Annotated in this window: 7 protein-coding genes; 1 reads left to right on the top strand and 6 read right to left on the bottom strand. The window is 68.6% G+C overall.

Translation table 11 applies throughout. From position 1 onward, the window contains the following. Positions 1–59 precede the first annotated feature (59 nt). Both ADL03_RS03225 and ADL03_RS03230 read right to left on the bottom strand, forming a co-directional pair. A complete protein-coding gene (locus ADL03_RS03225) occupies positions 60–479 on the bottom strand; it encodes a roadblock/LC7 domain-containing protein (protein ID WP_030470879.1) in 420 nt (139 codons plus the stop codon). Next, positions 476–3820, bottom strand: a complete 3345-nt coding sequence (locus ADL03_RS03230) for a nitrate- and nitrite sensing domain-containing protein (RefSeq protein ID WP_197288032.1) — start codon at positions 3818–3820, stop codon at positions 476–478. Before ADL03_RS03230 ends, ADL03_RS03225 begins: the two co-directional genes overlap by 4 nt. 524 nt (positions 3821–4344) lie before the next feature. On the opposite strand from ADL03_RS03230, the gene ADL03_RS03235 reads away from it, so the two are divergent. Then, on the top strand, positions 4345–5280 hold the full coding sequence (locus tag ADL03_RS03235) for an ABC transporter substrate-binding protein (RefSeq protein WP_197288033.1): 936 nt from the start codon (positions 4345–4347) through the stop codon (positions 5278–5280). Between the two features lie 54 nt (positions 5281–5334). Here the strand turns inward: ADL03_RS03235 and ADL03_RS46535 are convergent, their stop codons facing one another. The 4 genes from ADL03_RS46535 to ADL03_RS03255 form a co-directional block, all read right to left on the bottom strand. Further along, positions 5335–6201: a hypothetical protein gene (locus ADL03_RS46535; protein WP_157527882.1), complete on the bottom strand. Its 867-nt coding sequence runs from the start codon at positions 6199–6201 to the stop codon at positions 5335–5337. Positions 6202–6290: 89 nt separating this feature from the next. Beyond that, positions 6291–6836 carry a hypothetical protein gene (locus ADL03_RS03245; RefSeq protein WP_053731835.1) on the bottom strand — a complete coding sequence of 182 codons (546 nt, stop codon included), beginning with the start codon at positions 6834–6836 and terminating at the stop codon, positions 6291–6293. Positions 6837–6944: 108 nt separating this feature from the next. Beyond that, complete coding sequence (locus ADL03_RS03250) at positions 6945–7421, bottom strand: hypothetical protein (protein ID WP_053731836.1); 477 nt, start codon at positions 7419–7421, stop codon at positions 6945–6947. A gap of 43 nt (positions 7422–7464) precedes the next feature. Then, positions 7465–8046: a hypothetical protein gene (locus ADL03_RS03255; protein WP_053731837.1), complete on the bottom strand. Its 582-nt coding sequence runs from the start codon at positions 8044–8046 to the stop codon at positions 7465–7467. Positions 8047–8128 lie beyond the last annotated feature (82 nt).

The following is an 8128-nucleotide window of genomic DNA, read 5'->3' on the forward strand; positions in this document are numbered from 1 at the left end:
CGACCACCGGCGCCAGATCTCCGAGCCATCTCATCTCACCCCTGTGCTACCAGTGAGGTCTAGCGGCGGACCACACCCTGGAGCTGCGCGCGCAGCTCCGGGGTGAGTTGTTGACCGACTCTCTCCACCAACAGCGTCATCTCGTAGGCCACGAGGCCGATGTCGCAGTTGGGTGCCGCCAGAACGGCAAGGCAAGAGCCGTCACTGATGGACATGAGGAACAGGTAACCCCGCTCCATCTCGACGACGGTCTGGTTGACCCCGCCTGCCTCGAAGCAGCGGGCAGCACCCTGTGTGAGGCTGACCAGCCCGGACGCGACGGCGGAGAGCTGCTCTGCACGGTCCCGGGGCAAGCCCTGGGACCCCGCGAGCAACAGCCCGTCCGCGGACACCACGACGGAATGTGCCACTCCGGGCACCCTCCGCACGAAGTCGGTGATAAGCCAACCAAAGCTGCCTGGCTGCGCTGCGGTCGTCACTCCTGCTCCTCGTTCTGCCGGCTCGACTGGTCACCAGCGTATGCCTCGATCAATGCGTGCCGGCCTCGCCGGACACCACTTTGCAGACTCGACATGCGCCCGCGCACCGCATCGGCGGAACGGGGCGGCAGCGGCGGGCGCTGCGCTGTCTGTGACACGTCCTGCGGTTTGGGTGCCGCAGATCCTGGCACGAGCTGAGCCTTCGGTGTCCGTTTCGGCAATCCTGCCGCTGTCTTCGACTCCGGCGTCTTGTTCAACAACGCCTGAGCCGCCTGCCATCCCTCGTCGGCAGGCGATTGCCAAGCCGACTCGGAAGTGGGTGCCGCCGCTGGAGTCTCCTCCACAACGGGCTCCGGTTCCACAACTCGCTCCTGCTCGGCGGGTGCGACTACGGCTTCCTCGGCGACGGGCTGCACCTTCGCGCGAGGCTTGCGCACGGGCAGACCGGCAGCCGACGTGGTGGGCGCCACCGCCGGAACGGGCTTGGGCTTGCGGGTCGGCAGCTCCGGCTCAGGACCGTCCGAGAGCGGCGGGGCCGTCGGCGGTTCGTCGATGTACTCGACACCGCCGGCGCGGGAGCCGTTGAGCTTCGACTCCACCCTGCTCGCGGGCGCGGCCGGTTCGTCCGCCGCCGGCGGAACCGGCTGGGCGCTGCCCGCGGACGTCTCGCTGCCCACGGCCTGGAACCACTGGGAGAGCACCGCCTCGTAGATCGGCAGGCGCTCGGTCGGGGCGTCCAGGTCGTGCTGGAGGTCCCTGCGGCCGAGCTCGGTCGTGCCGTTGCGGTGCGCGGCCGGCGGCTCGGAGTGGCCGTTGTCGACAGCCGCGCGCGCGACGCCGTTGCTCGACGCCGGCTCCTCCGCCGTCGGCGGGATCGGCACGAACTGGGTGGTCTCGTAGCCCGGCTCGAACGAGATGGCGCTGTCGTCCTCGTCGCGGTCCTCGTAGGCCGTGAAGAGCGTCGGCTCGCCGAAGGAGCCCTCCGGCTCCACCGCCGCGAGCTGGTCGCGCCGCCAGCGCTCCGACGGCGTGGGGTCCTCGGCGGGGGGCGGGTCCTGGTAGACCGGCACCGCCGTGGCACCCGCACCGGTGTCGGTGAACGGGCTGGGCACGAAGCTGACCGGGATCGAGGGGCTCGACTCGTCCACCCTCGGCATGGCACCGGTGGCACCGCCGAACGCACCCGCGATGCCGCTGGCCCTGCTGGCCGTGGTCGGCGCGGGCAACGGGGTCTGGCCGAAGTCGGCGGGCGCGGTGTGCGCTGTGCCGCCGAACTCGGTGGTGAGCTCCGCCTGCGGCTGCATGCCGAACGCGGAGGCCAGCGAGCCCGAGCCGGACGGCGGCGTCGAGACCGCGGCTCCCGGCGACGCGATGAGCGTCTCCGGGACGATCACCAGGGCCGTGGTGCCGCCCTCGATGTCCTCGTTGCCGCGCAGGCGGACCTTGATGTCGTGGCGCTTGGCGAGCCGCGCGACCACGTACAGGCCCATCCGGCGGGAGACGGCGACGTCGACGTCCGGCGGGTCCGCGAGGCGCTCGTTGGCGTCGATGATCTCCTGGTCGCCCATGCCGACGCCGCGGTCCTGGATCTCGATCGCCAGCTCGCCCTTGCGGGTCTTGGCCGTGCGGACGGTGACCTTGGTGACCGGGTCGGAGAACGCCGTGGCGTTGTCCAGCAGCTCGGCGACGAGGTGCACGAGGTCGTTGACGGCGCGGCCCTGGACGGTGAGGTCCGGGGTCTGGCCGACCTGCACGCGGGCGTACTGCTCGACCTCGGAGACCGCCGCACCGAGCACCTCGGCCGCGGGGACCGGGCGGGTGAGCCGCCGCGAGAGGTCGGTGCCGGAGAGGACCAGCAGGTTCTCCGAGTTGCGCCGCATGCGGGTGGCGAGGTGGTCCAGCTCGAACAGCGAGGCCAGCTGGTCCGGGTCCTGCTCGTCCTGCTCCAGGCGGTCGATCAGGTTCAGCTGGCGTTCGACCAGCGCCTGCGAGCGGCGGGACAGGTTGACGAACATCGCGTTGACGTTGTCGCGCAGGAGGGCCTGCTGGGCGGCCAGTCGCACCGCTTCACCGTGCACCGCGTCGAACGCGCGCGCCACCTGGCCGACCTCTTCACGGGTGTGCACCGGCACCGGCTCGACGGCCGTGCGGGCCGCGTTCTCCGGGTTCGGGTCCGCGAGGATCCGCTCGACCGCGTCCGGCAGGCCGTGGTCGGCGACGTCGAGCGCGGTGCGGCGCAGCGTGCGCAGCGGGTTGAGGATCGAGCGCGCGACGAACAGCGCCATCAGCAGCGCGAGCGCGAGGACCGCCAGCACGACACCGGACTCGATGTAGGCACGGGTGCGTGCGGCACCCGTGAGCTCGTCGGTGCGGTTCTGCAGCTGTTCGAGGAGCAGGTTCTCGACGTCGCGGGTCAGGTTGACCGTCAGCGTGGCGGCGATGTCCCACTTCTCGGACGTCAGCGTGCTGAAGTCCTTGCTGCCGGCCTGCTGGTTGATGGCCGATTCCTGCATGTCGTTCGCGGTGTCGACGATCAGGCCGGTGACGGTGTCGTCGTAGATCTTGGCCTGTTCGGGCGTCGCGGACTTGCGGAAGTCGTTCCTGGCGGCTTCGAGCTCGGCGTCGGCGGCCTGCAGCGAGCGGATCTGCGCCGGGCTGAACGCCTTGCGCTGGAACACGTCGAGCAGGATGGCCCGCTTGAGCGACTCCTGCTCCTTGATGCGCGCGATGGCGTTCGTCGTCAGGTGCAGCCGCACCAGCTCGGAGTCGTTGATCTCGGAGATCGTCTGCTCACCGAGGTTGATCAGGGTCTCGATGGACTCCGAGTAGGTCCGCTGGACGGCTTCCGCGGGGTACTGCGTGTCCCGCACCGAGGCGCGGAGGCTGTTGAGGCGGTCCAGCTGCTTGGACGCGACCTTGAAGCGCTCGACGGCCGCGGGGCTGAGGTCGGAGCTGAGGTCGGAGATCTTGTTGCTGAACGCCTGGCTGGTGTCGTTGACCCGGCGGAGCTGGCGCTCCAGCACGACCCGGTCGAGCTTCTTGTTCGAGGCGACGAAGCTGACCGACAGGTCGCGCTCGCGCTGGAGCTGCTGCACCAGGTCGGCGACCGCCGTCTCGAGGCGGATCTGGTTCGCGAGGTTGTTGAACTCCGTCGCGGCCTGAAGATCCGTGCGCACTCGCAGACCACCCAGGGCGAGCGCACAGATCGTCGGGATGAGCAGAACGGCGAGCAGCTTGGTGCGCAGCCGCCAGTTGCGCAGGCGCCAGCCCGCGGATCGGGCAGGTCCTGAACCGGGTCCGGCCCCCGTGTCCTGCTTCACCGGGTTCGGTGTCGCGGTCATCAGGTCGTCACCCAGCGCAGCCAGTCCGTCACCCGATTCGGGCCTTTCGGAGCGTGTGGTGTCACCCACGCCAAACTGGCTGGGACCTCTCTCACGTCGGGCCACTCTGGGCTTCCTCTTCCAGCAGCAGTGTCCCGGTCTCTCCCCAGGACCGAGCATGGACTCGTCAAACGGGCCGAATTGCAGCACAGAGGTCGTTCACCCGGTTAGGCGCCCTACCCCGTCCACAGACACGTAGGTCTACTACGACCTGTGCCACCCGGCGGGGAGCGTAATGGCCAGCCCCTACTCGGGGGAAGTCTCCAGAAGCACTCACCGTATCGAGATGGGGTGTCGTTTCATACGTTCAGGTGGTTAACATCCCCGGTTGTCGGCATGCCTCAAGCCCGTCCGAACGCCCTGTTGGGGGTGTGGACGGCCTGGTCTGTGGCGACACTCACTGATCATCTGATGCTACTCAAGGCCCACCGGCGAGAGGTGCCATGGCTACCCGAGCCAACGCTCTGCGGCTTGTCGCAGTGCTCATGACATGCGTTCTGACCGCGAGCTGCAGCCTCTTCGGAAGTTCGTCAGGCGGCGGCAACGCGGACCTGGAACGCACCATCCTGCGCATCGGCGTCGCGCAGGTGGTGGATGTGGCCCCGTTGCGGATCGCACTGACCGACAAGCTGTTCGAGAAGCACGGCCTGCAGGTCAACCTGGTCTCGCAGACCAACGAGTCCGACGCCATCAACCAGCTCGACACCACGCTCGACATCACGTGGGCGACGCACGTCAGCTTCTTCCGCGCGGTCGCCGGCGGCAAGGAGCTGCAGCTGCAGGGCGAGGCCTACCAGGCGGGCCCGAACTCGATGGCGCTGGTCACCAACGCCACGTCGGACTACGACGACCCGGGCAAGCGGCCGGCGCCGAGCATCGCGGTGAACAGCGACACCGACATCGGCTCGCTGACCACGAAGGCCGTGCTCGACACCGCGGCGGTCGAGAAGAACAAGATCAAGTTCCGCCCGATGCCGTTCGGCGAGATGGAGAACGCGCTGAAGTCCGGCTCGGTCGACGCGGCGTTCATGATCGAGCCGTTCATCACGAAGGCGCAGCGCAACATCGGTGCGAAGATCCTCACCGACACCGCGCGCGGCCCGACACTGGACTTCCCCATGTCCGGTTACGCCTCTTCGAAGAAGTTCGCCGACGCGAACCCGAAGACCCTGAAGGCCTTCCGCGACGTGCTCCGCGAGGCCCAGCAGCGCGCGCAGGCCAACAAGCTCGCCGTGCAGGACTCGCTGACCAGCTACGCCGACGTGGACGCGCCGACCGCGGCACTCGTGTCGGTGGGCACGTTCCCGCTGTCGCTGAACCCGATCCGGCTCCAGCGGGTCGCGGACATGATGGACACCGAGGACGTGCTGTCCGGTCGTCTGGACGTGCAGCAGCTGCTGCCACCGGGCACGACGAACTAGCGTCCGTGCGGCGAAGGGCGGGTCACGCGCTGTGGCCCGCCCTTCGCCGTGCGGTCACTTCTCCTCGAGCGCGCTGAGGCAGTAGGTGATGCCCGGCGCCGGCTCCGCGTAGGAGTTGGCGGTGCTGTCACCGCAGTCGGCGGACGCCTGCCGGACCACCTTGTCGACCTTGTAGGACTTCTGGACCGAGTACTTGTTCTGCCCCTTGGAGCAGTCGATCACCTTCGGGCCCGCCAGGCTGATGCCCGCCATCGGGTCCTCGTAGCACTTGCCCTCTTCGAGCTTCTCCACCAGGCAGAGCTTCAGCGACTCCTTGCGCCGGCCGGACTGGTGGTAGGAGGCGTACTCCTTGCTCGGGCAGGCGTCAGAGGTGTCCTTCGAGGCCTTGGCGATGATGTAGTTCGCCTCCGGCGAGCCGCAGTCGACCTTCTTGTAGGTCGGGTTGACCGTCGTGCCGGTCATGCTCGCGCAGTCACCCGGTTTGGCCGACGGTTCGCTGCTGCCGAAGACGCCGCGCAGGATCATGAAGCCGCCGACCAGCACGATCACCACGAAGATCGCGCCGATCACCTTGCCCGCGGCCCCGCCGGACTTGGGCGGAGGGGCGTACGGCATCGGCTGACCAGGCATGCCCGGCGGGAACTGGCCGGGTGGCATCTGACCGGGTGGCATCTGACCGGGTGGCATCTGACCGGGTGGCATCTGACCGGGTGGCATCTGACCGGGCGGGAACTGGCCGGGTGGCGGGCCGTACGGGTTGGGCTGGGCGTACGGGTCGCCGGGATGGCCCTGGCCCTGCGGCGGGCCGTAGGGCGGGGGTTGCTGACCGTAGGGCTGCTGGCCGTACGGCTGCTGGGGCTGGCCACCACCGGGAGGCGGGCCGTAGGGCCCCGGCTGCTGCGGGTAGTTGGGGGTCGACACTGGGTTCCTCTCCGATGGGACACGCGAAGAAAAGTGAAACCGGAGCCGCGTGGGTCGCGTCTCCGGTTTCGCTGTGCTGTGACCAGGTGTTACGCGGGAGCGCCGAGGCAGTAGTTGAGCTTCGCCTCGGGGAAGGTGAAGGCCTCCTCACCCTCCGCGCACTGCGGGGCGGCGGCGTCCTTGACGGCCTTGGTCACCTTGAACGTGGCGGTCTCCGTGCACCCGACGACCTTGGGGTTCACGTTGTCGCCGTCCTCGCCGTAGCAGGTGCCCTCGACGAGCACCGGCGCCAGGCACAGCTTCGTCTTGGGGCCGCGGCGCTGCGAGTAGGTGTACTCGACGTACTTGTCCTTGCAGGTCTCCGACAGCGACCCGAACGCCTGGCCGACGACGTAGTTCGCCTCGGCGGACGTGCAGTCGACCGCCTTGTAGTTCGGGTTGTTGGACGTGCCCGTGATGTGCGCGCAGTCCCCCGCCTTCGCCTGCGCCTCATCGCTGGTGAAGTAGTTGAACGCGTAGATCACGCCGGCGGCGACGATCAGGCCGACGATGTAGCCGAGGATCTTCTTGAGGACGCTCGGCTTCTTCGCCTCGGGCTGCGGCGCAGGTGCGGGCGCAACCGATTCCGTGCTCATGCTCTTGTCATCTCGCTTCCGATAAACCCGAGTGGCCTCTGCCCCCCGACAAGGCCGGGGCAGAGGTTGCCAGGCGGAAGCGGACAGCGCTCGCGCTTTACGAAAACGTTACTGCTGCTTGTCCCCGCGTTCGAGGCAGAACGTGGTCGCGGGCTCCGGGAACACGGCGGGCCGCGCGTCACCGCAGGCGGTGCGGTCGGTCTTGCCGGTGAGCACCTTGACGACCTTGACCGAGTCCTTCGTGGTGCAGGCGACCAGGGCGATGCCCGCCTCCTGGTCCTGCCCGTAGCAGGCGCCCTCGCGGAAGTTCGGCATCAGGCAGTAGGAGACGCTGCCCGTGTACACCGAGTACGCCATGCCGCCGGTCGGGCACCTGTCCTCGTTCCGCGCCAGGACCTTCGCGACCTTGACGTTCGCGGCGCCCTCGTCACAGCCGAGCGCCTGGTAGGTCGGGTTGTCCTGGGTGCCGGAGATCCGGGCGCAGTCACCGACCTGCACGCCACCGCCGGACCGGACCTGGTCCAGCACCAGCACACCACCGACGACCAGGAAGACAACGCCGATACCCAGGCCGACCTTCTTCATGGCCTGGGTATCGGCCGCCGCGGACGGTCAACTGTTCACCGGATCAGGGGTTCTCGTGCACACCCATGCAGTAGACGGAGGCCGGCTCGCTGAACCGCAGCTCACTCGACCCCTCCGGGCACACCGTGCCCTCCTCCGGCAGCCCGTCGACCTTCTTGACGATCTTCACCGGCGACTCGACGGTGCAGGCCTCCTTCTTGAAGGCCCCGTCGTCGCTGGAGGTGTAGCAGTTGCCCTCAGCCAGGTTCGGCATGAGGCACATCGAGTCCCCACCGGTCTTGACCGGCTCGTAGATGCCCTCGTCCGGACAAGCGTCCTCCGGGTTGGCGAGCATCTTCGCCACCTTGTGCGTGGCCGCCTGTTCACCACACCCCTGCGAACTTACGTTCCACTCCCCGTCCGGCTTGTCCACGTCCCGCGGCGCCGCACTCACGCAGTCGCCGACGCTCAGGCCGCCCATCTGCGTGAACACGAACACGCCACCGCCGACCAGCACCACCGCCAGCACACCGACGATGACGAACTTCAGCCAGTTGTTCTTGCCCTTGGGCGACTCGTCGGACTCCGCCTCCACCGCGGGAACCTGCGCGGGGGGCTCGACGGGATCAGTCGACTCGGTGCTCATGCGCGAGAACGTACGACACCGCGTGTTGGCTGCGTGTGTCGACTCACAGTTGCCGGTGGGGAGGTGGGGGTGACGGGTGGGT

This window comes from Nocardia sp. NRRL S-836, assembly GCF_001279525.1.
Lineage (GTDB): Bacteria > Actinomycetota > Actinomycetes > Mycobacteriales > Pseudonocardiaceae > Lentzea.

Bases quoted from the DNA above. Each gene is read 5' to 3' on its own strand.
- ADL03_RS03255 (WP_053731837.1), bottom strand. From the start codon at position 8,046: ATGAGCACCGAGTCGACTGATCCCGTCGAGCCCCCCGCGCAGGTTCCC.
- ADL03_RS03235 (WP_197288033.1), top strand. From the start codon at position 4,345: ATGACATGCGTTCTGACCGCGAGCTGCAGCCTCTTCGGAAGTTCGTCA.
- ADL03_RS03245 (WP_053731835.1), bottom strand. From the start codon at position 6,836: ATGAGCACGGAATCGGTTGCGCCCGCACCTGCGCCGCAGCCCGAGGCG.
- ADL03_RS03230 (WP_197288032.1), bottom strand. From the start codon at position 3,820: ATGACCGCGACACCGAACCCGGTGAAGCAGGACACGGGGGCCGGACCC.
- ADL03_RS03250 (WP_053731836.1), bottom strand. From the start codon at position 7,421: ATGAAGAAGGTCGGCCTGGGTATCGGCGTTGTCTTCCTGGTCGTCGGT.